The 24,403-nt window shown below is 51.4% G+C and carries 23 protein-coding genes and 4 pseudogenes; 11 read left to right on the top strand and 16 right to left on the bottom strand.

From position 1 onward, the window contains the following. Window positions 1–145: 145 nt before the first annotated feature. The 10 genes and pseudogenes from HA45_RS21110 to otsB form a co-directional block, all read right to left on the bottom strand. The gene (locus HA45_RS21110) at window positions 146–1,816 is read right to left on the bottom strand and encodes a methyl-accepting chemotaxis protein (RefSeq protein ID WP_100699842.1); all 1,671 of its coding nucleotides are present in this window, start codon (window positions 1,814–1,816) and stop codon (window positions 146–148) included. A 250-nt stretch (window positions 1,817–2,066) separates the two neighbouring features. Further along, window positions 2,067–3,742: pseudogene (locus HA45_RS21105) on the bottom strand (methyl-accepting chemotaxis protein). Window positions 3,743–3,910: 168 nt separating this feature from the next. Next, entirely contained in the window at window positions 3,911–4,408 is a 498-nt protein-coding gene (gene cheW, locus HA45_RS21100) for a chemotaxis protein CheW (RefSeq protein WP_100699840.1), read from the bottom strand. 22 nt (window positions 4,409–4,430) lie between these two features. Next, a complete protein-coding gene (gene cheA / locus HA45_RS21095) occupies window positions 4,431–6,401 on the bottom strand; it encodes a chemotaxis protein CheA (protein ID WP_205960913.1) in 1,971 nt (656 codons plus the stop codon). Between the two features lie 10 nt (window positions 6,402–6,411). Then, window positions 6,412–7,443, bottom strand: a complete 1,032-nt coding sequence (gene motB, locus HA45_RS21090; protein WP_100699838.1) for a flagellar motor protein MotB — start codon at window positions 7,441–7,443, stop codon at window positions 6,412–6,414. Further along, window positions 7,440–8,327, bottom strand: a complete 888-nt coding sequence (motA, locus tag HA45_RS21085; protein WP_100699837.1) for a flagellar motor stator protein MotA — start codon at window positions 8,325–8,327, stop codon at window positions 7,440–7,442. Before motA ends, motB begins: the two co-directional genes overlap by 4 nt. Before the next feature lie 131 nt (window positions 8,328–8,458). Further along, complete coding sequence (flhC, locus tag HA45_RS21080; RefSeq protein WP_100699836.1) at window positions 8,459–9,037, bottom strand: flagellar transcriptional regulator FlhC; 579 nt, start codon at window positions 9,035–9,037, stop codon at window positions 8,459–8,461. Beyond that, entirely contained in the window at window positions 9,037–9,387 is a 351-nt protein-coding gene (gene flhD / locus HA45_RS21075; RefSeq protein WP_100699835.1) for a flagellar transcriptional regulator FlhD, read from the bottom strand. Before flhD ends, flhC begins: the two co-directional genes overlap by 1 nt. A 961-nt stretch (window positions 9,388–10,348) precedes the next feature. Continuing rightward, complete coding sequence (otsA, locus tag HA45_RS21070; RefSeq protein WP_100699834.1) at window positions 10,349–11,785, bottom strand: alpha,alpha-trehalose-phosphate synthase; 1,437 nt, start codon at window positions 11,783–11,785, stop codon at window positions 10,349–10,351. Further along, window positions 11,782–12,569, bottom strand: a pseudogene (gene otsB, locus HA45_RS21065) (trehalose-phosphatase). The gene otsA and the pseudogene otsB overlap by 4 nt, the downstream one beginning before the upstream one ends. Before the next feature lie 538 nt (window positions 12,570–13,107). On the opposite strand from otsB, the gene HA45_RS21060 reads away from it, so the two are divergent. The 3 genes from HA45_RS21060 to HA45_RS21050 all read left to right on the top strand — a co-directional run bounded on the left by HA45_RS21060 (window position 13,108) and on the right by HA45_RS21050 (window position 15,202). Then, window positions 13,108–13,398, top strand: coding sequence for a DUF2913 family protein (locus tag HA45_RS21060; RefSeq protein ID WP_100700130.1), 291 nt, complete (start codon window positions 13,108–13,110; stop codon window positions 13,396–13,398). A 75-nt stretch (window positions 13,399–13,473) separates the two neighbouring features. After that, window positions 13,474–13,986 (top strand): GNAT family N-acetyltransferase, encoded by a 513-nt coding sequence (locus tag HA45_RS21055; protein ID WP_100699832.1) that lies wholly within the window; start codon window positions 13,474–13,476, stop codon window positions 13,984–13,986. 157 nt (window positions 13,987–14,143) lie between these two features. Continuing rightward, window positions 14,144–15,202 carry a YeiH family putative sulfate export transporter gene (locus HA45_RS21050; RefSeq protein WP_100699831.1) on the top strand — a complete coding sequence of 353 codons (1,059 nt, stop codon included), beginning with the start codon at window positions 14,144–14,146 and terminating at the stop codon, window positions 15,200–15,202. 36 nt (window positions 15,203–15,238) lie between these two features. On the opposite strand, the gene HA45_RS21045 is transcribed toward HA45_RS21050, so the two are convergent. The 3 genes and pseudogenes from HA45_RS21045 to HA45_RS21035 form a co-directional block, all read right to left on the bottom strand. Then, window positions 15,239–15,550, bottom strand: coding sequence for a hypothetical protein (locus tag HA45_RS21045; protein WP_100699830.1), 312 nt, complete (start codon window positions 15,548–15,550; stop codon window positions 15,239–15,241). Window positions 15,551–15,886: 336 nt separating this feature from the next. Beyond that, window positions 15,887–16,123, bottom strand: a complete 237-nt coding sequence (locus HA45_RS21040) for a hypothetical protein (protein ID WP_128599040.1) — start codon at window positions 16,121–16,123, stop codon at window positions 15,887–15,889. 227 nt (window positions 16,124–16,350) lie between these two features. Beyond that, window positions 16,351–16,500 (bottom strand): annotated as a pseudogene (locus tag HA45_RS21035) (DUF4113 domain-containing protein); the annotation flags it as partial. 101 nt (window positions 16,501–16,601) lie between these two features. Between HA45_RS21035 and HA45_RS21030 the strand changes: the two are divergent. Genes HA45_RS21030 through HA45_RS21020 form a run of 3 tightly spaced genes read left to right on the top strand, consistent with a single transcriptional unit; the run spans window position 16,602 to window position 18,623 of the window. Further along, entirely contained in the window at window positions 16,602–17,252 is a 651-nt protein-coding gene (locus HA45_RS21030) for a hypothetical protein (protein WP_100700129.1), read from the top strand. Between the two features lie 10 nt (window positions 17,253–17,262). Beyond that, window positions 17,263–17,973: a hypothetical protein gene (locus HA45_RS21025; RefSeq protein ID WP_100699828.1), complete on the top strand. Its 711-nt coding sequence runs from the start codon at window positions 17,263–17,265 to the stop codon at window positions 17,971–17,973. Next, a complete protein-coding gene (locus tag HA45_RS21020; RefSeq protein ID WP_100699827.1) occupies window positions 17,973–18,623 on the top strand; it encodes a SpoIIE family protein phosphatase in 651 nt (216 codons plus the stop codon). The genes HA45_RS21025 and HA45_RS21020 overlap by 1 nt, the downstream gene beginning before the upstream one ends. Before the next feature lie 108 nt (window positions 18,624–18,731). Here HA45_RS21020 and umuC read toward each other — a convergent pair. Together umuC and umuD are read right to left on the bottom strand one after the other, a co-directional pair. Then, window positions 18,732–19,992: pseudogene (umuC, locus tag HA45_RS21015) on the bottom strand (translesion error-prone DNA polymerase V subunit UmuC). Beyond that, a complete protein-coding gene (umuD, locus tag HA45_RS21010; RefSeq protein WP_100699825.1) occupies window positions 19,992–20,414 on the bottom strand; it encodes a translesion error-prone DNA polymerase V autoproteolytic subunit in 423 nt (140 codons plus the stop codon). Before umuD ends, umuC begins: the two are co-directional and overlap by 1 nt. 244 nt (window positions 20,415–20,658) lie before the next feature. On the opposite strand from umuD, the gene alaE reads away from it, so the two are divergent. Both alaE and HA45_RS21000 read left to right on the top strand, forming a co-directional pair. Then, complete coding sequence (gene alaE, locus HA45_RS21005; protein ID WP_128599038.1) at window positions 20,659–21,144, top strand: L-alanine exporter AlaE; 486 nt, start codon at window positions 20,659–20,661, stop codon at window positions 21,142–21,144. A 117-nt stretch (window positions 21,145–21,261) separates the two neighbouring features. Beyond that, a complete protein-coding gene (locus tag HA45_RS21000; RefSeq protein ID WP_100699823.1) occupies window positions 21,262–21,450 on the top strand; it encodes a hypothetical protein in 189 nt (62 codons plus the stop codon). 427 nt (window positions 21,451–21,877) lie between these two features. On the opposite strand, the gene HA45_RS20990 is transcribed toward HA45_RS21000, so the two are convergent. Further along, a complete protein-coding gene (locus HA45_RS20990; RefSeq protein WP_100699821.1) occupies window positions 21,878–22,516 on the bottom strand; it encodes a TetR/AcrR family transcriptional regulator in 639 nt (212 codons plus the stop codon). 341 nt (window positions 22,517–22,857) lie between these two features. Here HA45_RS20990 and HA45_RS20985 point away from each other — a divergent pair, with 341 nt between their 5' ends. The 3 genes from HA45_RS20985 to HA45_RS20975 are packed head-to-tail and all read left to right on the top strand — an operon-like array spanning window position 22,858 to window position 24,273. Next, window positions 22,858–23,181, top strand: a complete 324-nt coding sequence (locus HA45_RS20985; RefSeq protein ID WP_100699820.1) for an antibiotic biosynthesis monooxygenase family protein — start codon at window positions 22,858–22,860, stop codon at window positions 23,179–23,181. Continuing rightward, complete coding sequence (locus tag HA45_RS20980; RefSeq protein WP_100699819.1) at window positions 23,174–23,566, top strand: amino acid-binding protein; 393 nt, start codon at window positions 23,174–23,176, stop codon at window positions 23,564–23,566. Before HA45_RS20985 ends, HA45_RS20980 begins: the two co-directional genes overlap by 8 nt. After that, on the top strand, window positions 23,563–24,273 hold the full coding sequence (locus HA45_RS20975; protein WP_100699818.1) for an ArsR/SmtB family transcription factor: 711 nt from the start codon (window positions 23,563–23,565) through the stop codon (window positions 24,271–24,273). The genes HA45_RS20980 and HA45_RS20975 overlap by 4 nt, the downstream gene beginning before the upstream one ends. Window positions 24,274–24,403: the final 130 nt, after the last annotated feature.

Raw genomic sequence — 24,403 nt, 5'->3', positions numbered from 1 at the left:
ATCGCTCCTGTTATCGGCGTTTGCGGGGGGATCTTTATGCTGCCTGTAACCGGTTGGACCAGCGGGAATTAAGGAGGAATAGGGATAAATTAACCTGTGCCGACAGGGGTTCGGGCGCACCGTAGTGCGCCCGAGTGGAAGAGGTTTAAAACGTTTCCCAATTGCTATCACTGACCAGCGCAGTAACGGCTTTACGTGGTGCACTCAACACCGGCTGTGCGCTTTGTGGCTGACGCACGGCGTGAGTGGCCTGCGAGGCACGCGGTACGCGGAACACCGCCACCGACTGGCTTAAACGGCTGGCCTGTTCTTCCAGTGAAGCCGCCGCCGCCGCTGACTCTTCTACCAGCGAGGCATTCTGCTGGGTGACGCGATCCATCTCGGTGACCGCCTGACCGACCTGATCGATACCGCGACTCTGCTCATCCGACGCCGAGGCAATCTCGCCCATGATATCGGTCACGCGCGTCACTGCGCCGACGATATCGTTCATGGTTTCGCCCGCCGTGCCTACCAGCTGCGAGCCGCTGTTCACGCGATTCACCGAGTCTTCGATCAGCCCTTTAATCTCTTTCGCCGCCTGGGCACTGCGCTGCGCCAGGTTACGCACTTCACCGGCCACCACCGCAAAACCACGACCCTGCTCACCGGCCCGCGCGGCTTCCACTGCGGCGTTCAACGCCAGAATGTTGGTCTGGAAGGCGATACCATCAATCACGCTGATAATGTCAGCGATCTTCTTGGAACTGCCAGCGATGTCATGCATGGTGCGCACGACGCCATCCACCACTTCGCCACCTTTGCGCGCCGTGTCAGAAGCACTGAGTGCCAGCTGGGATGCCTGACGCGCGTTTTCGGCATTTTGCTTCACGGTCGCTGTCAACTGCTCCATGCTGGCCGCCGTTTGTTCCAGCGAAGCCGCCTGCTCTTCGGTGCGTGCCGAGAGATCGTTGTTACCCGCCGAGATTTCACTCGCGCCAGTAAAGATGGCATCAGAGCCGTCGCGCACATTGCTGACGGTGCGCACCAGCGACTGCTGCATCTCATGCAGGCTGGCCGCCAGTTGGGTCATCTCATTACGGCCTTCCACGGCAATCTGTTGTGTCAGATCGCCAGACGCGATATGGCGGATATGGCCCAGCAGCTGATGCAACGGTTGGATCAACACGGTACGCAGGCCAAACCAGCAGCCGACGATCACGAATACCACCACCAGTGCCACGACCACCAGCAGCCACATCATGGTGTGGAATGCTTGCTGGTTTTGCGCCACGCCTTCCGCTGCCAGCGCACTTTGCGCGGTGCGCCACTCAGCATAGGTGGCTTTCATCTTCACCTGTTTGGCTTCGATATTCTGCGCAAACATGCCTTGCAGATCGTTGGCTTTTAAACGCGCCAGCATCGCTTTCAGGCCATCATTGAAAGCGGCGTAGTCCGCTTCCAGTCGATCGCGCAGCGCATCCGGCAAACCTGGCGTGCCCGGCAGATCGTAGTAACGCTGGTAGTGACCGGCGGCGACATCCAGCTGCTTTTCAGTCTGATCAATCAGCGCCTGAAGCTGGCCGCCATTGGCTTGTGCGGCCGCAGTGCCCTGCATGCGCAGCATTGCGCGGTTTAACACGGTGCGGGTCTGGTTGAGTTCAATCCAGGCATCGGACATCGCGCCAACGTTATTGGTCGAGGTTTGTGCGACGGCAAACGCCTCTTTATCTTTTTGTAAGGCTGACCAGAACAGGCCACCTGAAATTAACTGCAAAGCACCAAATACCAGCAAGACAGCGATCAGGCTGGTGACAACATTGATTCGTTTTAACATGGGTTCTCCAAGGAGTGATGCGTTTCGGCTCCCGCTGTTATCGACCGCTATTGTGAATTTTTGAGAGTGCTTAAGCGATTTTACAAAATATAATTCTGCCATTAGGTTTCTTCACAGCGTTTTATAAGTAAAGAAAATTGTCATTAAAAAAATGCGCCTTTATCGGGTTAGCGATAAAGGCGCATTGATATTCCTGAAAATAAAGGGCTAGAGCAGCTGTCGGCGCGTTAAAACACGCCACTACAAACGATTAAAACGTTTCCCAGTTGCTGTCACTGACGGGTGCTGTCACGGCTTTACGTGGCGCGCTCAACACCGGCGGAGCAATCTGTGGATGGCGTACCATCGCGCTGGCGGTTGTCGGCTGTGCCGCGCGCGGCACGCGGAACACCGCTACGGACTGGCTCAGGCGGCTGGCCTGTTCTTCCAGCGAAGCTGCCGCAGCGGCCGACTCTTCCACCAGCGAGGCGTTTTGCTGGGTGACGCGATCCATCTCGGTAACCGCCTGACGACCTGATCGATCCCGCGACTCTGCTCATCAGACGCTGAGGCAATTTCGCCCATAATATCGGTCACACGCGTCACCGCACTGACGATTTCACTCATGGTTTCGCCCGCCGTGCCCACCAGCTGCGAGCCGCTGTTCACGCGACTGACGGAATCCTCAATCAGGCCCTTGATCTCTTTTGCTGCCTGGGCACTGCGCTGTGCCAGACTGCGCACTTCACCTGCCACCACTGCAAAACCGCGACCCTGTTCACCGGCACGCGCCGCTTCAACTGCCGCGTTCAACGCCAGGATGTTGGTCTGGAAAGCGATGCCGTCAATCACGCTGATAATGTCGGCAATCTTCTTCGAGCTACCGGAAATGTCGCTCATGGTGCGAACTACGCCTTCGACTACGCTGCCGCCCTTCTGCGCGGTTTCCGAAGCGCTGAGTGCCAACTGCGAAGCCTGACGCGCGTTTTCTGCGTTTTGCTTCACGGTGGCCGTGAGCTGTTCCATGCTGGCTGCGGTTTGCTCCAGCGAGGCCGCCTGCTGTTCCGTGCGTGCTGAAAGATCGTTGTTGCCTGCAGAAATCTCGCTGGCACCGGTAAAGATCGCGTCTGAACCGTCACGGACGTTACTGACGGTCAGCACCAGTGATTGCTGCATTTCGTGCAGACTGGTCGCCAGCTGGCTCATCTCGTTGCGGCCTTCGATGACGATAGTCTGCGTCAAATCGCCCTGGGCGATATGCTGGATATGCTGGATATTGTCGCTAAGCGGTTTGATTAAGATCTTACGCAAGCCGACCCAGCACAGCGCAATCACGGCAATCACCACCACCATCACCACGCCCAGCAGCCACAGCATGCGCTGATACGCCGCACTATTGGCTTCGACACCCGCCTGGGTTAAACGGTCCTGGTCGGCACGCCACTGGCTGTAATCTTTCAGGAAGGCACTCTGGCTAGGTGCCACAGGTGCTTTGCCCGCCAGCACTAAGTCTTTTGCTAACAGCGCGTCCTGCATCTGGCTAAGTGCGCTGGCATAGGCGCTGTAAGTGCCATCCAGATGCTGATTAAGCTCAACATTCTGTCCTGGGGTATCCGGAACCGATTTAAACAGCTGGTAATTATTCGCTGCGGCTTTCTGGAAGGCTTTGCTGTCATCATACAAGCCAGCGATATCTGGCTCCGAGCCATTCAGTTTGCTGGTTGCCATGCGCAGTTGAATACGGGTCAGCACTACACGGCTCTGGTTGAGGCTCATGTAGGCATCATTGATAGCGGCGGTGTTTTTGCTCGCCAGCTGTGAAACATTGAAACTGTTTTTGTCATCGCTCAGTGCTTTAAAGAACAGCGAGCCGGATGCCAGTTGCAGAAAACCAAAGATGAAGAGCACCAGCAATAAGCTGGTCACAACGCGGATTCTCGTAAACATAGTTTGCCCTGGAAAATGAATAAAAATGATACAGAGCAGTTATCGACCAATAGCCTGAATTATTGAGGGAAAAGCGCAGTATTTTGGGATTTTATTATTGATTTACAAGGAAATTAATTTACTACGGTGACGATAACGGGCCGCGCGTGGCGGCCCGTTTTTATCGCATTATGCGCTACGCAGCGTATCCACCAGCGCCATCTCTTCACTGCTCAGCAGCTTCTCGATGTCGACCAGAATCAGCATACGATCGCCCAGTGCACCCAAACCGGTCAGGTATTCGGTGGACATGGTCACCGCGAATTCTGGCGCCGGGCGAATCTGATCCTGCGTCAGTGACAGCACGTCTGACACGCCATCCACCACGATACCGACCACGCGGTGCTCAAGATTCAGCACGATCACTACGGTGTTCTCGTTGTATTCCACACCTTGCTGCGCGAACTTCACACGCAGATCGATGATCGGCACGATAACGCCGCGCAGGTTGGTCACGCCCTTGATGAACTCTGGGGTGTTGGCGATACGCGTTACCTGATCGTAACCACGAATCTCCTGCACTTTCAGAATGTCGATGCCGTACTCTTCATCACCCAGGGTGAAAACTAAGAACTCCTGGCCCACGGTTTCGCCAGCGATTTTGGTCACGGTTGCCATGTCAGTCATTTTTTTGCCCTTTATTTATCTATTACGCTGCGGCACCGGCCACACGCTTTTCACGGTTCAACGATTGCAGTGCAGAGACATCCACAATCAGCGCCACGCTACCATCGCCGAGGATGGTGGCGGCAGAAATGCCCGGCACTTTGCGGTAGTTACTTTCCAGGTTCTTCACCACCACCTGATGCTGGCCAATCAACTGATCCACCAACAGCGCATAACGACGGCCTGCGCTTTGCAGAATCACCACGATGCCCTGTGTGGCATCGGTCTTGGCATTTTGCACCTCAAACACATTCCACAGCTCAACCAGCGGCAGGTATTCACCACGCACTTCCAGCACTCGCTCGCCACCGGCCAGCGGTTTCAGCTCTTCTGCCGTCGGCTGCAGTGATTCCATCACCGCATTCAGCGGCAGAATGAACACTTCATCGGCGACACGAACTGACATGCCATCGAGGATCGCCAGCGTTAGCGGCAGCAGAATGCGAATAGTGGTGCCTTTGCCCTGCTTCGAGGAGATTTCGACGTGACCGCCCATCTCCTGGATATTTCGTTTCACCACGTCCATGCCCACGCCACGACCAGAAACGTCCGTGACCTGTTCCGCCGTTGAGAAACCTGGCGCAAAGATCAGCATGCCGACTTCTTCATCGCTCATGCTTTCGCTGACCGGCAGGCCAGAAGACAAGGCTTTCGCCAGAATACGTTCGCGGTTGAGACCGGCACCGTCATCGATGACTTCGATGCAGATATTGCCGCCCTGATGTTCCGCCGACAGCGTCAGATTACCCACCGCCGTTTTGCTGGCCGCCAGGCGTTTCTCTGGCGTTTCAATACCGTGGTCGAGGCTGTTACGCACCAGGTGCGTTAACGGATCGATAATGCGCTCGATCAGGCTCTTATCCAGTTCGGTTGAGCTGCCCATCAGCGTCAGCTCCACTTCTTTACCTAGCTTGCTGGCCAGATCGCGCACCAGACGCGGGAAGCGGCTAAACACATATTCCATGGGCATCATACGAATCGACATCACCGATTCTTGCAGGTCGCGCGCATTGCGCTCCAGCTGACCCATGCTGTTGAGCAGGTCGCCGTGTGCCACAGGATCCAGCTCGCCAGAACGCTGCGCCAGCATCGACTGGGTAATCACCAGTTCGCCCACCAGGTTGATCAGCTGATCGACCTTCTCGACTGCAACACGGATGCTGCTGGATTCACTGACTTTCGCCGGTGCTGCCGCACGTTTCGCTTCGCGTTTGGCCGGTGGCGTAATTTCCGTCACGGTGGCGGTTTGCACCGGTGCCGCAGCGGCAACCGGTTCGGCAGCCACAGGGGCTTCCGCTGCTGCGCCTTCCGGGAACTGAATCTGTGCTTCATCAATCACAAAACACAGCACCGCGACGATGTCGTCTTTGCCGACGCCATCAATGGTCACTTCCAGCGAGTTGCTGCCTTTCACGACGTTGGAAACGGTGCCGAGATTGCCCAGCTCCTCCAGCATCAGATCCGGCTCTCTCTCTTTTAAGTCGATCAGTTGCAGGCGCAGACCCGCAGCCGCGGCTGGAGCAATGGCCACCACCTCGGCCACTTTCACGGCTTCGGGTGCAATGCCTTTGGCTTCCAGCGCCAGCTGACGCAGTGCTTCGCAGATATACTTGAAGTTTTCTGCGTTCGGTTCCTGCGCCGTTTTATAGGCATCGAGCTGTTCTTGCATAATATCTTTGGTTTCCAAAAACAGGTTGATGATGTCGGTGCTGAGCTGCATTTCGCCGCGGCGCGCACCATCCAGAATGTTTTCCAGGATGTGGGTGGTTTCCTGTAAAACCGTAAAGCCAAACGTACCGGCTCCGCCCTTGATGGAGTGGGCGGCGCGGAAGATGGCATTCAACTGCTCGGAATCGGGCTCCTGGGGATCCAATCCCAACAGGTGTTGCTCCATATCCGCTAACAGCTCATCGGCTTCATCGAAAAACGTCTGGTAAAAATCGCTGATGTCCATGCTCACGGGATCACCTCGGCTGTGAGGGTTGGTCTGGTGTCACCGCGCCTGCCGCTGGCTGCGCTGCTGGCGCAGGCACCACCGCACTGGCCGGCGAAGCCGGAGTGACGGTAGAACTTGCAGGTGCAGCAGATGCAGCGGGTACGGTCGGTGCGGTAATGTCGGGAATAATTTGTGCCGGGTCAGATATCTGCGCGGCATCGCTTTCAGAGTTCTCTTTCTCAATCGCAGCCTGGGTGTCATGGTTCAACACCAACAAGCTGATACGACGGTTTACTGCATCATTGGCACCACGGTTTTTCAGCTTCATGGTGTCGGCCATGCCCACCACTCGCAGCATTTTCCCCCCATCCAATCCGCCAATCACCAATTCACGGCGCGAAGCGTTTGCACGGTCAGTGGACAACTCCCAGTTACTGTAACCACGATCGCCATTGGCATACTGGAAGTCATCCGTGTGACCAGCCAGACTGATTTTGTTGGGAATATCATTCAGTAGCGGAGCGATGGCACGCAAAATGTCACGCATATAAGGTTCCACGTCCGCGCTACCGGTTTTAAACATTGGGCGGTTCTGGCTATCAATGATCTGAATACGCAGCCCCTCTTCCACCATGTTGATAATCAAATGCGGACGCATCGCTTTCAGGCGCGGATCGGCTTCAATCAGCTGGTCGAGCTTTTCACGCAGGCGATTCAGTCGAATCTCTTCCAACTTTTTCTTCTGCGCATCCATATCAACCACTTTCTTGACTTCGCCGTCTTTGCGCGTGGGATCGTCACCGCCGCCGGGAATCGGACTTTCACTATCACTGCTGCGCTGACCGCCGGTTAACGCCACTTTCAACGGCGTACGGAAGTACTCCGCTATCTGCGTTAACTCTTTGGGGCTGGAGATGGACAACAGCCACATCACCATAAAAAACGCCATCATCGCCGTCATAAAGTCGGCATAGGCAATCTTCCACGAACCGTGGCTGCCATGATGACCTTTATGTTTGCGCTTTTTAACCAGCACAATGGGGCGATTGCCTGCCTTCATGAGTTCTGATCCGAGGTCTGTTTCGCAGGGTTTTTCGCATTACGCACATGCTCTTCCAGTTCGGAGAACGACGGGCGCTCAGCGGAATACAGCGTCTTACGGCCAAATTCCACGGCAATTTGCGGCGCGTAACCATTCAGGCTGGAGAGCAAGGTCACCTTGACGCACTGCATCATTTTGGTGGTTTCGGCGCACTTCTGACGTAACACCGAGGCCAGCGGCGAGATAAAACCGTAAGCCAGTAAGATGCCGAGGAACGTACCGACCATGGCATGTGCCACCAGCGCACCTAATTCAGCCGCCGGGCGATCGGCCGATGCCAGCGCATGCACCACGCCCATTACTGCGGCGACGATACCGAAGGCAGGCAAACCGTCACCCACTGCCGAGATGCTTTGTGCGGGTACTTCGCATTCGTGCTCGTAGGTTTCAATCTCTTCATCCATCAGGGCTTCGATTTCGAATGCATTCATATTTCCGCTGACCATAAGACGTAAATAATCGGTAATAAAATCCACCAACTGTTTATCGGCCAAAATACGCGGATAGTTAGCAAAAATTTCGCTCTGGCTCGGGTCTTCAATGTCGCGTTCTAAAGAGAGCATGCCCTGCTGACGTGATTTCGCCATCAGGCGATAAAGCAAAGCCATTAAATCCATGTATACAGCTTTGTTATATTTCGAGCCGCGCATTAACATTGGCAAGGCTTTTAATGTTTTCTTGATCGACTTGCCATTGTTGCCGACTAAAAAGGCACCAATACCGGCACCGCCGATAATAATCAGCTCGGCGGGCTGATAAAGCGCGCCCAAATGGCCACCGACCATCATATAGCCGCCCAACACGGAGCCGACGACCACGATATAACCCAGAATAATCAGCACAAAAATTCCTTACGTCCGTAACGTGTGGGTGGAAGTTAAGCCAGAGAGCCGCAGGTGTTATTCGTAAATCGTGGGCAAAAAAAAGCAGCGGGCTAAGCCGCTGCTGGATGTTTTCCACGATGCGAACAAACTTAAACGGCGCGTTTAACCTGTTCATCCAGCAGTTGTGGAAAGGTATCGGCAGAATCTGCAGAAAGTTTACGTCTTTTTACGGCGCGTGATGGCGGCTGGCACAGGCTGCAAACAAAGCTGCCTACTGGCTGATGCGCGTGGTTAATAAAGCTCCCACCACAGCATTTGCAGTCAGAAAGTTCCAGCATGCCACTTTCAACGAATCGCACCAGGGTCCATGCACGCGTTAGCGCCAACAGCGGGCCCTCGTCCGATTGCGGACACTGCTCAAGGTACAAACGATACGCTTTAATCACCGCTTCAACCCCTGTGTTCAACCCGGTTTTTAACAGGAACTGCCAGGCATTACAGAACATAGAGGAGTGAATATTTTGTTCCCAGGTCATGAACCAATCTGTTGAGAATGGCAGCATGCCTTTCGGTGGTGGTGCACCACGCAGCTCTTTATACAGTTTAATCAGGCGTCCACGGCTCAGCTGGGTTTCACTTTCCAGCATTTGCAGTCGTGCGCCCAACGTAATCAGCTCCATGGCCAATTGAATGTCGCGCGCTTCCTGAACAATACTTTTTTCGGTCATTACACCGCCCTCTTCTTCGCAGAGACGTCATTTTTTGACGCGCTGCGCAACAAACGGCTGGATAATAAAATACCGGTGTGGATTTGCTGCAAGTCATCCACGCGTGATTCTTGCGTCAAACGATTAATATGGTTGTGGTCGGTAAAGCGGAACTGGCAAACCAGTTGATTGGTTTCCGCCAATTTTACCATTTCAGGTAACGTTAATTGCGACAATGTATCTGCCATCGATTCGTCGATGCCTAAACGAAACATTGCTGAAGCTTTTTCCTGGTTAATTAAACGCTGAGCAAGCAGCAAATATGACAGATTGATGTCATATATATGTTTTAGTAATTCTGATGTACCCATTTTTTTCCATCCTGATAGACGCGACACATATACGGCCACAGAATTTAAATTTCTATGGTTCGGGCTGCTGGTTGGTAAATCTAAAGATGGCAAAAAATAATCAGGCACAAGCCAACGTGTACTGAACTGTTTCACTTCCCGCCGGGACACTGATCAGTAGTAGTCAAAACTCCAGGCCAATCTTTGCTTGAGTTGTAACCATCTTCCGTGACGTCTGCTTACAGTTTTTTAAGACTAATCCGAAAACAAGGCAAATCTATATCGTCTGATATCGACATACAACGTGAGTGGAGCGAAATTTTAGATAAAGTGTGATCTACGTCACACTTTTAAGGCAAATTTTTTCCTGGATGCTTCAGAATTGCTTTTCTGTTGTGCGTTTTTTGAGCGAATTTGAATTGTTTCGCTAATATTTCACTTTAAAATCGGCCACTTTAGCCTGTGCGGAGGATTGTCATGACAATGCGATCTTTTATCTGTTTCGTTGGCTTTAGGTAGGCACATGCAACCACTTCTTAGCCAAAAGGCAGTGGAAAATGCTAATTTAAGAGGAAATTATTTGCTTCTAAATTAATCACTTATAGGGAATATTGCTGAAAGGCACTACTACCAGGCCGATCGCTAAGCGTGAAGACTGGGCGTAGCACGCCTGGGAACTGTTAGGGCTTTGTAGGGAGTGTTTAGTCAACGGCAGTGGATGTAACAGAGCGTTACATTAGGGATATGAATGAATTGGCGATTTTACGTATTGATGTAAGAGAACTATCGGCATGACCAGCCGAATCTTTAGGGTCAGCATGAAAAAAAGGCTTTTTTCCGGTCTGATTGCGCAGATTTTAACCAAAATGTGCTTTTTTGATTGTGCCGTCAGGGAGTTAGGGCATAAGGAAATGAAAACGATTTCGCGGGTTTAGGCTGGAATGTGGAAACGGTGCGCATCACTGCGCACCTGACGTTGGGGTTACGCTAACTTGGGAAAGGTCGCGACCTTGTTCTCCGTGCCATGATCGGCACTGCGTGCGGGTAATGAGTTCAAATCTTGCAGGAAGCTCTCACGCCACTGAGTAATATCCTGTTTGCGCAACACCGCCATCATGTCGTTATAGCGCGAGATACGCTCCGTGCGTGGCATGGTAAGCGCTCTATCGAGTGCAGCGGCCACTTCATCACGATCGTAAGGATTGACGATGAGCGCCGACGTCAGTTCATTGGCGGCCCCGGCAAAGCGCGACAGCACCAGAACGCCTGGGTCATCCGGATCCTGCGCAGCAACGTACTCTTTGGCGACCAAATTCATCCCATCGCGTAATGGCGTCACCAGCCCGACATCGGTTAAGCGGAAAATTTTCATCAATAGACGGCGATCGAAGTGCTGATTGAGATAGAACAGCGGCGTCCATCCCAGCGTGCCGTATTTACCGTTGATGCGCCCGGCTTCCGTCTCCAGCTGGTGACGAATGTCCTGATAGGCTTGCACATCACCCCGTGAAGTCGGTGCGATTTGTGAATAACGGATATTGCCGCGGTGCTGTGGGAAATTCTCCAGCAGCGCCTCGTAAGCGAGAAAACGTTCCGGCAGTCCTTTGGAATAATCCAGCCGCTCACTGGCGATGATATTCTGCAAATCGCCCAGCTCACGTTTCATCGCGGCCATTTTCGGTGGCAGGTGCCCTTCCGCCATCTCTTTGATGCTGTCCGGCTCAATGCCAATCGGATACACCTCCGTCATGAAGGTATTGCCAAAGGCGCGGTGCTTTTTCTCACCTTTATTCTGCAACTGCGTCAGCTGGCTCAGGCTATCAAGGAAGGCCACGCGATCGGATTCTGTCTGGAAACCCAGTAAGTCATAGTCGCACAGCATCTCCAGCAAATCCTGATGCGGTGGCAGCGCATTGAAGATTTCCGGCGTGGGGAACGGGATATGCAGAAAGAATCCGATGCGGTTATTGATGCCCAGCTTGCGCAACTCGGCGGCAAACGGCAGCAGATGGTAATCATGGATCCACAAAATATCGTCTGGTTGCAGCAGCGGTTTTAAGCGCTGAGCCAGTAAGGTGTTCACCCGGCAGTAACCTTCCCAGGCTTCACGCTGGTATTGCACTAAATCGAGACGGTAGTGAAAAGCAGGCCAAATCACCGTATTGGAGAACTGGCAGTAATACTGATCGTAATCGTTCTGGTTGAGCGGAAGGGACGCATAGGTAATGCCATCATGCTCGACCTGCGAGAGTTCCTCTTCTTCCTGACCGGTATATTCGCTGATTTCTCCGTTCCAGCCAAACCACAAGCCTCCGGTAGTCCGCAGCGCATCCAGAATACCCACCGCAAGACCGCCTGCGCTGGCGCTAGTCCCATCTGGAATAGCGATACGGTTAGATACGACGACTAAACGACTCATAACCTTGACTCCTTACCGACGATGTCATGTTCTAGTTGTAATAATAGTTGCGACAGCCAGTGCCATACCGCATCCACGCTGTCGAGACGGTAGTGCGCATGGCTAGCGCCTTCTCCGACCTTTACAGAAATGCCCTGCATGGCGTTCACGGCGAGAAATCCTTTTTCATCTGTCAGATCGTCACCCACGAAGACCGGAATACGGCCAATAAACGGGGCTTCTTGCATAAACTCGCGTACCGCAGCACCTTTATCGATGCCCTGCGGTTTCAGCTCGACCACGCATTTTCCCGGCTGCAATGCCAGCGCAGGAAAGCGCGCCACGGCATCTTCCGCCAATTGCATGATGGATTTTTCGTATTCTGGCGCGTTGCGATAGTGCAGCGCAAACGCCATACCTTTGACTTCCAGCAGCGTGCCGGGCCATTGGTCAAGCGTTTGCTGCAGTTCGGTTTGCAGGGTTTGCGCAACGTCTCCCGGCAACGTCTCCCGGTGCACGCGACCACGGGCATCGCGGCGTTCCGCACCGTGCACCCCGGCTGCGGGCGCTTCCAGTGGCGCAACCAGCGCATCGAGTTGCGCAATCGGACGGCCTGAGACCAGCGCCAGTGCGCCATGACTCAGATTGGAGATTTGTTGTAGATGCTGGCGCACCGATGCGGGGATCGAAACCGACTCGGGCTGCGACTGAATCGCGGCTAGCGTGCCGTCGACATCAAAAAGAAGGCATAAAGACCGCCGCTGAGTGACGGCAAAGTGCTGTTCTGATTAACCGCAGGGGTCACATCTCCTCCTGTTTTCTGGGCTGTAACAGGATGTTCGAAGTCAGGCTGGGTGTTTTCAGTCCAAAGACTGGGGGCGAGGAGGTTGGGTCGAGAACAGGGTATTTCGCTGGGTAACACTCCACAAACTCACTACTTTATTGCCAACACATCAACCTGACTGCGAACATCGTCAGCGTTAAGTGTAGACGGAGATCACAATTTTGCCAGGCGCAGCGGGTTTATGGCGAAGAAAAGCGGCTGTTTTGAGACTTTCAGCGCTAAAAAAATCCTACCCTTCCTTTTAACACGCTTCGCTTTTGCTGATGAGGAATTGGAGGTCGAAAGATCTTTCTGATGATGCACCGCATTTCCCAGATTTTCCTGACTTGCATCCGCGCCGCCGATTGGCTTATGGTGCGTCTACCGCGCAATTTAAGGCGGAAAAAAGGCCGAAAAAGGCCCTATCTGCGTCGTTTGGCGCTTTCAGGCAGGCATTCAGGACGATGAAAATCCGATCAAGTTCACACTTTAGCGATGTCATGGCGGGTGACTGCCGATGATCCCTCAGAGCTACAGTCAGCGCGTTCACTTCTATTACTGCATTCTGGTTGCGCTGAAAATCAATGCAAAATCCCGCAAATCTGGCGGCGTACGCGGCAAGAATAATTTTTTGCTGAAATGGCTACGCAACGCACAGAACAACACCATTTTCCATCCTGATATCACCAGTGAGATTGAATGGCTGCGCGCTAAAATCATCAGCGCCGGACCGGATGCCGATTTAGAACCTATGCTGCAGTACGTCTACGACACCGCAAAACGCGCCGAAGGTATGCGTCTGGGATTGTAATGACGACGGAAAAGACAGCGATAACAACGCTCGCCTGCACGATCATTAACAAGGATGCATAACAGGATGTCTGACATGAATTTCACTATACGCAAGGCTCAGCCCGAAGATGCGGAACTGCTCCATCAGCTGGGACGTATGACCTATAGCGCGCATTTCAAACATATGTGGGTTTCCACCGACGAGATGGATGCGTTTATCGACAAGGAGTATGGCCTTGCGGAGCTAAACAGCAGCCTGGCCGCGGCAAACGAAAGCTGGCTTATCGCGGAGACTGACCACCCGGTGGGCTTCGCTAAAGTGACCTGGAATACCCCGGTGCCGGATTCCGGCATGACCGGCGCAATGCTCAACAAGCTTTACCTCAATCCGGATCAAACCGGCAAAAACTTCGGCAAAATCATGTTTGAAAGCATCATTAATGAAGCCCGTGACAAGCAAGAAGGTTACATGTGGCTGGAAGTGATGGCGGAAAACGTGCGTGCACGTAAGTTTTGGGAAGCGTTTGGCATGCAGCACATCAAAGATATCCCGTTTGTCACCGCCTCGCAGCAGAGCACTCTGCAGATTCTGGGTATGGTGATTTAACCCGATAAGGCGTCGCGAACACCGATTTCGCTGCGCCCTCACCTGCTTCTCTGCATATCGCCCCGCCTTTACCACTTATTCAGGTTAGTTCTAACGATATAATCAGTTTTTCTTTTAAGCCATTCCTCCGCATCATAACGGCAACACAGGAGGCGTTATGGCTGATATCTCAATTCAAAAACATTCACACGGCATCGCGCACTTTGCGCCCGGTTTGCTGCTTACGGCGGTGATTGCGCTGGCAACCGCATGGCTCGCCAATCTGCCCTCAGTCGCACAGCTGGGATTAGGTGCGTTGACGCTGGCCATCATCGGCGGGATTATTCTCGGGAATACGCTCTACCCGACAGTGCACGGTCAGTGCGATGCCGGCGTGCAGTTTGCCAAACAGAAACTGCTGCGTCTCGGCATTATCCTTTATGGCTTCCGTCTCACTTTTCAGCAGGTGCTGGATGTCGGAGTCAGCGGTGTGGTGATTGATGTGCTGATGCTTACCAGCACCTTCGCCCTCGCCTGCTGGCTGGGACGCAAGATATTGAAACTGGATCGTGAAACCGCGTGGTTGATTGGCGCGGGCAGCAGCATTTGCGGTGCAGCGGCAGTGCTGGCGACGGAACCGGTGATTAAAGCGGAGTCCTCTAAAGTGGCGGTCGCCGTGGCCACCGTGGTGATCTTCGGTACCCTGGCGATTTTTCTCTATCCCGCCATCTGGCATAGCCTTTCTCCGCTATTGCCGGGGCTCAGCCTGAGCGAATTTGGTGTTTATACCGGTTCGACCATGCATGAAGTGGCGCAGGTGGTGGCGGCTGGGCACGCCATCAGCCCGGAAACCGAGAATGCGGCGGTGATCGCCAAGATGTTGCGCGTGATGATGCTGGCACCGTTCCTGGTGGTGATCGGTGTGATGATGCGTCGTGGTTCACCCGTCACCCACGGTGAAAAGCAGCGTATTACGTTCCCGTGGTTTGCCCTGGCGTTTATTGCGGTGGCGCTGTTCAATTCCGCGCACTGGGTTCCCGCTTCGGCGATTGCGGTGATTAATCAACTGGATAACGTGTTACTGGCCATGGCGATGGCGGCACTCGGCCTTACCACGCATATTAGCCAGTTAAGAAGAGCCGGCCTTCGACCACTGCTATTGGGCCTGATGTTGTTTATCTGGCTGATTGTCGGTGGCGGCGCGATTAACCTCGCCGTCCATCATTGGCTGGGATAATCTATTTTTTGCCGCCCAACCGGGCGGCAAATCGCCTTATTGCTTAAAGTGTTTTCGCGAATAGATCGCGGTTTGGCGGCGGCTTTTAATCCGGAATTTGGCATGGGAAATCACCGTCATCCACTTCGGATCGACCTTGTTGGTCAAATAGATATTCAGCTGGTTTAACAGCGCTTCCCAATTTTTGGCCTGCCAGGCTTTATCACTGCCAAGGGTCTCTTTCATTTGTTGAATAAGAAGATCCACTCTGGTTTTCACATCGCTCAGTGTTTCTCCGGCCTGATGAGCCGCTGCTAATTTCCGGATCTCGGTGGCGTAATAATGGATATCGATTTCGTTGTCGCGCACGCGAACCTCTGTTTATTATTGGTCCATTTTATTACAGTAACCTATGTTATTGGATTAACATAATCGGCAGAACCTTTCGCCGCTTCGCTATCCTCATGCATCTGCTCTATTTCTTCGCCGTAACGCATGATTTTCGATCAGCGAGCAAATAAAAAAACCGCCCGCAGGCGGCGCTTCACATCACTTTCTGGCCAGGTTATGAAATGGGATTTCATTATTTTTTCGAAATCTTAACATTTTTCTTTCAGTGCCCATCGCAATATCAGAACCATTAGTAATCAGTGAATTAGAACAAATTCACGCACTCAGCATTATGCTTTGATGGTGAATTCCAGCTCACTGAGCTTTTGATATTCCTTCGCCAGTTTTTTTAAGTTGCACCGAGCGCATTTTATCTGCGCGCGCCAGTGCCTCTTCTTCGGTTAACTGAAACTCTTTTTTCTTAAAGAACTGCTCGAAGTTGTACTCGCGATCGCGACGCTGCACAAATAGTTCGCCATCATTTTTGAGTTCACCCTCTGCGATGTAGATACCTCGGGTTAATGCATATTTTGTTATATAGGCTTTTGTCATGCTGTCCTCTCATCGTTCCACACTTGATAATTAAAGCAAAAAAGCCCGGCTTTTTACAGTCCTTACTTAAAATACGGGTAATTCCTGGTTTCTTGCTGGATTATCTTATCGCTGATTTTCACTAAATCAGCCATCAACAAAAATTAAAATCATCAAATTGGCTGCGCATCTAAAATGGGTCGTTTTTTTCGCCCAAATACCTCCACGCTTATCTGGGGTGTCCGCCCTTACTTCGCTACCGGCAGATCCGCATATCGTGTGGTATAGGCCGGGGACAACATCTCGCGCTTCATCGCCCAGGGCTTTCGAATCCCTTGTCCGGCAAACCACAGTTTTCCTGTGCCGCTTTGATTAATGTCATCGATCACCCGCATCAGCGGGAGGCAAGTCACACCGTAATTTCCCCTTGCTTTATTTTTTCAAAAAACACAAAGTTGTCCCAAGTCCCGGGACGGGGGACAACGAACTGGGAGTGGGGATGAAAGGTCAAGATATTTTGTTGTTGTTGAAGCTAATATCGCTGGAGCGTCAGGAAAAGCATCTAAGCGGTGACGAGTACTTACGGCCTGGTCCGGGGCTATGGCGAGACTGGGACATCACCGATGAAGAAGAGTTGAAGCAGCAAGGAATCATTGAATTTAGTGGAATTGAAGCTTATCGGGAGAGTCTTTATACCGTTCGCAGCCTGGAAAGAACTACCGGTGTAAGTAAAACACAAATAGCAGAATCCATTAAGCGATGCTCGGATATTGGTCTGGCTAAGAAAGACCGCAAATATGGCGTACCACGAGCCAACAAGAAATCGCTGCTCGAATTTATCGTTTACGGAATCAAGTACGTCTTCCCGGCCAGGATGGGAGAACTGACGCGTGGGATAGCCACTTCTTTTTCTGCTCCTGTATTAAATGAAAAACTGTTCAGTTCGGGAGAGTTAATTGCAGTCTGGCCAGATGAAAGAGCCAAAAGTAAGGGATTGAAAGTGATACCTTTATTTCATACTGTTCCTTATGCTGTTCGGCAAGATGGTGATTTATATGCAATGCTCGCCTTGGTCGATGCAATCAGGCTTGGAAATCCGCGTGAAGCCAGCTTAGCCGCAAATATGCTGGATAAGATATTTACGGAATAGAGAGATAACCATGGAAGCTAAACAACAACACCGTATGCTGGTTGAAGTAGCTCGCGCATTAGGGCCTGATTTAGTGAAGCAGGTTACGTTTGTCGGAGGATGCACTACTGCACTTTTACTGACAGATGAGCTGACTGCGGAGCAAGTTCGGCATACAGATGATGTAGATTTAATTGTTCATGTAATTAGTTATGCAAAATATCATGCCCTTCAGCAAGAGTTAAGGACAAGAGGCTTCAAGATCGTTGCTCCAGATTTAGATGAAAGCATTCCTATTTGCGCAATGCAACTTAACGAGTTACGTGTAGATATTATGCCCGATGATGAATCTATTTTGGGGTTCAGCAACAGATGGTATAAAGAAGCAGTAGACAATTCTTTTGATTATCAACTTAATGATGAGATAACAATAAAGCTTGTTTCTCCAGGCTACTTTGTTGCCACTAAGCTTGAGGCCTGGCTTGGCAGAGGGAAAGGTGACGCGCTAACAAGCCGTGACATTGAGGACATCATAAACTTAATCGATGGACGTGAGGAATTAATCACCGAACTGGGTAATTCATCAGATACCGTTAAGGCGTTTATCTCAGAGCAATTTAGCCAGTTGATTAAAGACAGTAACTTTGAATATGCTGTGAGCAGTCAAAGCAATAACAGCGCTCAACGAGAGACTATTATCTTTGAACGCATTGAGGAAATAATCACTCGGACTTCATGCTAATGGATATTTCATGGAAAAGCCAAAAAGGATCATCACGTAAGAATAATAATGATTATGTAGCCATCGGAGTGAATGATGGTCACTTTATTGCGGTTATTGTTGACGCATCAGATAAAGGTAAAACACCCTGCCACCTGGCTGAATATTGGGCGAAAACTTTATTGACGAACTACATAAGACATGAACATGAATCAGTCGTGATGCTTCTGAAAGAGATTCACAAAACACTGATCCCTGTCTACCTTACCGAGAGCGCCAGTTATACTCTGATCGATGTTGATTTAAAAAATCGCAGCGGGAATGTCGTTTATGTGGGTGATTGTAGATTGGGAGTAAGTAATAACTGTAACACTCACTGGGTCAACGCCCCACATACTATTATTAATACTTTCCCTGATTTAAATGATAGTTACGCTAATCTTCTCACTCGAGTTCTAAAAGCTCGCCGATTTACCCCGCCAGAACAAGTCAATTTTGCCTGGAAAGACGGAGAGATGTTACTGCTTTGTACCGATGGTTACTGGCGTCCTCAAAGCGATAATCGAGGGTTAAATCACGATGATGTTAGCGTGCTCAAAGTCAGGCTTAACGATTCCGGCTTCACACTCACTGTCGATTCAGATTGTAACAACATCTTTGTGGCCCAATAGAGAAAATGAACTCACAGCTCATAGCGAATTTGGCAATCATTCAGACTTGCAGCTTTGTGCCAAAGGTCGGTGAGAGGTGGTGACGTCCATGTCACACGACACACTTATTCACTTCGCTACCGGCAGATCCGCGTATCGTGTGGTATAGGCCGGGGACAACATCTCGCGCTTCATCGCCCAGGGCTTTTGAATCCCTTGTCCGGCAAACCACAATTTTCCTGTGCCGCTTTGATTAATGTCATCGATCACACGCATCAGCATTTCACTATTCGCCTGTGGCTGGATGTCATCAAACAAATCAAGTTGCGCCACGCCCTGGCTGTAAAAGTCACCTAACAAGACGCCCGCTTTCATATAGCGACACCCTTCCCGCCAGATGCGATCCAGTGCCTCGGTGGCAACACGGATAATGTCACGAGTGTCATTCGTGGGTATCTGTAATTCGCCAATCGCCTGGTTACCATAAAAGACTTCACCCTCCGCATGCGGCTGGTGCGAATAAACACGCCGATCTGCCGGCAATATTGGTGCTCACCACGCAACTTTTCGGCGGCGCGCACCGCATAGTTGCATACCGCCTCGCGCATGTCGGCGTACTCCGTGATGCGGCCCGCAAACGAGCGCGAGCAGACAATCTGCTGCTTCACTGGCGCAAACTCTTCCAGCTCCAGGCACGGTTCACCGCGCAACTCGCGCACGGTGCGTTCCAGCACCACATTGAAGTGTTTGCGGATAACCCAGGTGCTCTGCTCCGATAAATCCAGCGCGGTATTGATGCCCATGGCATTCAACTTTTTGCTGATGCGACGCCCTACGCCCCACACATCTTCCACCTTAACCAAAGCCATCAATTTCTTTTGTCGCTCAAGGTTGGAGAGATCCAAGACGCCCTCGGCTTTGGTCCATTTTTTGCCGCATGGTTAGCCAGCTTGGCCAGGGTTTTGGTCGGCGCGATACCGACGCCTACCGCCAGGTGCGTTTCACGCTGGATGCGATCGCGGATTTCCCGGCCAAACTCTTCCAGCACGCGGCAGTTACGCACGCCGGTGAGATTCATAAACGCCTCATCAATGGAGTAGATCTCAACGGCGGGCGCCATCTCTTCCAGTATCGTCATCACGCGCAGGCTCATGTCGGCGTAGAGCGCATAGTTAGAACTGAACACATGCACGTTATGGCGGCGCAACACCTCTTTGATTTTGAAATACGGGCCGCCCATGCCGATATCCAGCTTCTTGGCCTCGGCGGAACGCGCAATGACGCAGCCATCGTTGTTGCTTAACACAATCACCGGCTTGCCTTTGAGATCCGGCCTGAATACCGTCTCGCACGAGGCATAGAATGAGTTCACATCCACCAGCGCAAACATTACTTGCTGATGGTTTTGATGGCGTGTCTCACGACACCAAAGATCTCGAACTGGTCCGGATCGGGAATGGCAATAATCGCGTGCGCCGCATTCATCGGCTGGAGGTGCAGATACGGCTTCAGCATCAATTTTTTCACGGTAAATTCCCCGCCTAATGAGGCCACCACCACATCACCATGTTCGGGTTTCTGCGAACTATCAACGATCAGCATATCGCCATCGCTGATCCCGGCGTCGATCATCGAGTCACCGCTGACTTTGATGAAGTAAGTGGCGCTGGGGTGCGCGACAAAAAGGTCATTGAGGTCAATACGCTGCTCAACGTAGTCCTGCGCCGGTGATGGAAAACCGCACGGCACGCGGCTGATAAACAAGGGCAAGCTGAGGATGGCGCGAAGTTCCGCGGGTTGATAAAACACCATGGTAATGGCCTTCAAAAGATACTGTATATAAACACAGTATTACTAATCACTCTTGTTTGATCAAGCCAGATCCGTTGCGGTAGTGCAAAACGGTTGGCAGGAAAGGAGATTTAGTTTCGGCTACTTTTAACGGCGGAACAGGATGCGCCAGGGTGCAATAGGGGATTCGTCAGTGGATTGAACCTCTGTTGCCTTATTACGCCATGAGAGGAGATATGATTTGCCGCAATCTCAGGACCAAAGCATGCGTCGAACAGCGTTTATTGCGGATACCACTGCGCTGATTTTATTTTTCACCACGACGGGCATCATTAATGAACGATGGATCGCCGGCATGGCGTGGGATCAGGTGCTGCATGCCCGTTTGATTGGTGCCGTTCTGATGGTGCCGGTTGCCCGCCCCTACGGCTTGTGGCGCGATTGGCTGATGCAGCGAGCAGGATCGGGCCGGGTTTCGAAGCTGCTGTGGGACAGTATCGCGCTGGTGAGTTTTCAGGTGCCGATCTATGCGGCGATCATTGCTTTTAGCGGTGCGTCGGGTAGTGGATTGGTGCGCGGTATTCTCGGGGCAACGTTAATGATGCTGCTATTGGGAAGGCCTTATGGGGCGTTTCTTAATTGGGTGCGGAGACTGTTTGGTTTACCGCCGGGTGGGGAAAAGCCGATGTCGTTGGGGGGATTGAGGGATCGTGACATGCCTCATTACATACTGATATATATGGGGATTTAATTACGCATCAACCCTGCTCTGGGCTGCTGATTTTCTATCGCGCCTCGACGCATGGGATCCACAGGCGTATCCTGCTATTGCCCTGTTCCGATCAATCATTTTAGCTGGAGAGTATGGATGAAGATTACGAGCGCCAAATCACTGAAAAAAGCAAATGAACTCCTGCGAAGCGGTGACTGCCGGGAAGTCATTCTGGACTTTAACATCAGTGCCGATGAGTTTTTCGAACTCGCAGATCGCTGGGCTGAAAAAGGGGCCAAGATCAAAAAAGAAGACGGTAGATTTATCATTAGGCTTGCCAAATAATTCAGCCTCCTATGCTGGGATTATTCCCCTCTCTCCACTTGTGACCTGTTCCCATCGGTTAAATGCATCACGGGGTTCGTTATATATCATAAGATTACGAACTTCCGTTTTGCCTCACCGGTTCTCCAATTTACCAGCAAACAGGTCCAATTTTTCTCATAGAGAAACGGGTCCCCACTTATCTTGTCCGCAGTATGCCAACGACGGACACTGCTGCCAGATAGCTGTTAAAGAACAATGTGATGCTTTCATGTAAGGGGCCAGAAGTTAGAATAAGGTTCGCATATTTTTAATTGCGACAACGGGAAACGTCTTTTATAAAATCGGCCATTATCCGTCCAGCCACATAAGGCCATGCCGTTTTCGCACTCAAGTATGACCATGGTTTTTATTCTTTTTCGGCGTCGTACAATTGTGCCAACGGCAATCATGTTGATGCCTTTTTCGTAAGACCCTTTTCATCAATATCTGCATGCAAAAGCACTGTTCTGACAATGAAATTATTACTACTTCTGAGATCTTCAATGTTTGGCTGAATTTTTCCATATACCCGCATCCCTTCAAGCATCATAAAAATACTGGTTGCCATGACTCTCGCGCTTTCATCCTGGCGGAATACCTTCTGTGCCTGGCCCTCAACTAAAATTCTCTCTAGCTGGTTAATTATTTTTTGGAATTTAAATACAACTTTAGCCTTAACCTCTTCATCACCCGGCAAAAGTTCACTGGCAGCGGAAATGGTAAAGCACCCTTTTTCTCCACCAGGTTCAGATGTTAATTGAGCTACAAATTCGAGTGTTTCACGCAACGCATTTTCAGGCGATAACGCTATGTCTCGCGCATCTCCTCTGGAAACACCTTCATCCATATATTGCTGCAATGCGGCGAGGTAGATAGTCCGTTTATCAGGATACAGTTTATAAATGCTGGCACTCGCCAGACCAGACGCTTTCATGAGATCAGACATAGATGTTGCCCGATATCCCTTTTGCCAGAAGCATTCAAGCGCGGTGTTCAAAAATTCCTCTGGATCGAACTCTCTTGGCCTGCCTACAGACGCTTTCATATCATCCTCCTTAGTATGAATTAATTGTAGATCGATCATTCTACTATTGAAAGCACTTGTTTCATTTACCTGTTCACTCAGCGGTACTTAGCATGATGTTGTTGACTCGACGGTAGCGCGGTTGCTTCTGGCACGGTGTCTGTTGGCACATCAATATGTCTACTGTGTGTCAGAAACGGAGATTGCGTGTGACTCCACGCCTCCTCTACGTTGTCCCGCCTTTTACTTATTCACTTATTCGTGTCGATGGATGATTAAAGCACATGCACACTTCGGCGCCTGCCGAAGCAACATGCCTTCGTCGTCATTAAACTGTTCGAAAATTGACGAGGGAGGGAACCATGATTGCAGTACTTTTTGAGGCAGATGCCCTGCCTGAGGCTCAGGAAAGATATCTTCAGCTGGCTTCGGATCTGAAGCCTCTCTTATCCGATACGCCCGGATTTATTTCAATTGAGCGCTTCCAGAGCCAGACGACACCCGGAAAAATTCTTTCTTTGTCCTGGTGGGAAAATGAAGAGTCTGTAGCCGGATGGAGGCGCAATCTGGTGCATCAGGCCGCGCAGAAAGAAGGTAAGGAATCGATTTTTTCATTCTACAGAATACGGGTAGCCAGCGTATTCCGTGATTACTCTTCTGATAAGGGAACCCATCAGCATGTATGACATTCACGTTATTCTCAAAAATAGCCCGGGGTCACTCGGCTCACTAGGGAGTGTTCTCGGTGAAAACGGAGTGGGACTTGAAGGCGGAGGCGTGTTTACAACACCTGAGGCCGGACATGCACACTTCCTGGTTGAAGACGGTGAAAAAGCCCGTAGGGTGCTGACTGAAGCCGGTTTTGAAGTCTGCAACATATGTCGCCCTCTGGTAAGAAAATTACCTCAGGAACGACCAGGCGAGCTGGGAGAAATAGCTGACACGATGGCCCGGAACGGCATTAATATTCTGGTACAGTACAGCGACCACAGCAACCGGCTCATTCTCATTACGGATGATAATACCCGGGCAGCTGAAGTCACCCGAAAATGGGCAATATATTCTGAATGAACCTCGTCAAAACGCAGCGCGACAGTGAGCCGGATGATGTTCTCGCAACTTCCATGGCAATGGTAGCGTCGGCCCTGTCAGACCCGTCAAGAGTCAGTATTCTATGCGCTCTGATGGACGGGCGCGCGTGGACAGCCACCGAACTCAGCGTAGTAGCTGACATAGCAGCTTCGACGACCAGCGGGCATCTGAACCGACTTCTCAGCAACGGTCTGGTTATTTGCCTGACGCAGGGGCGTCATCGGTATTACAGCCTCGCGGGACGTCATATCGCCGGACTGCTGGAAAACCTGATGGGCGTTTCCATGGGAACGCCTAAGGCACCCATTTCCAGTACGCCCGTCTATCTGCGTTACGCACGCACCTGCTATGACCATCTGGCTGGCGAGCTGGCTGTCAGTATTTATGAATGTATGCTGCGGGAAGAGTGGCTTGAAGCAGATGGCTCGGAACTGACATCAGCCGGCAAAATGCATTTTGAGAAAATGGGCGTTGTACTTAACTCCCGCACAAGGCGCAAGCCCTGCTGCCCCTGTCTGGACTGGAGTGAAAGACGTTTCCATCTCGGCGGTGACGCTGGCTCAGCCCTGTTTACACTCCTCCTGCAAAAAGAATGGGTAACGCGTACACAGGGGTATCGTGAAGTGAACGTAACCGATTCAGGCAAGGCTGCAATTTATCGGCTGTTTAAGCTGAAAATCACCTGATCTTAAGTCCTGTAGCGGTTGATTTGATCAGGTGACTTTAGGTGCTTTCAGCTTACACACCCATTTTTAGGTATATGCGTCTGCTGTTCGTTCAGGGTAGATATTTAGCAATATTAACCAGTCCGCTTTT

The sequence above is a fragment of the Pantoea rodasii genome (assembly GCF_002095465.1).
Lineage (GTDB): Bacteria > Pseudomonadota > Gammaproteobacteria > Enterobacterales > Enterobacteriaceae > Pantoea > Pantoea rodasii.
This window is presented reverse-complemented; position numbering and strand designations above follow the sequence as displayed.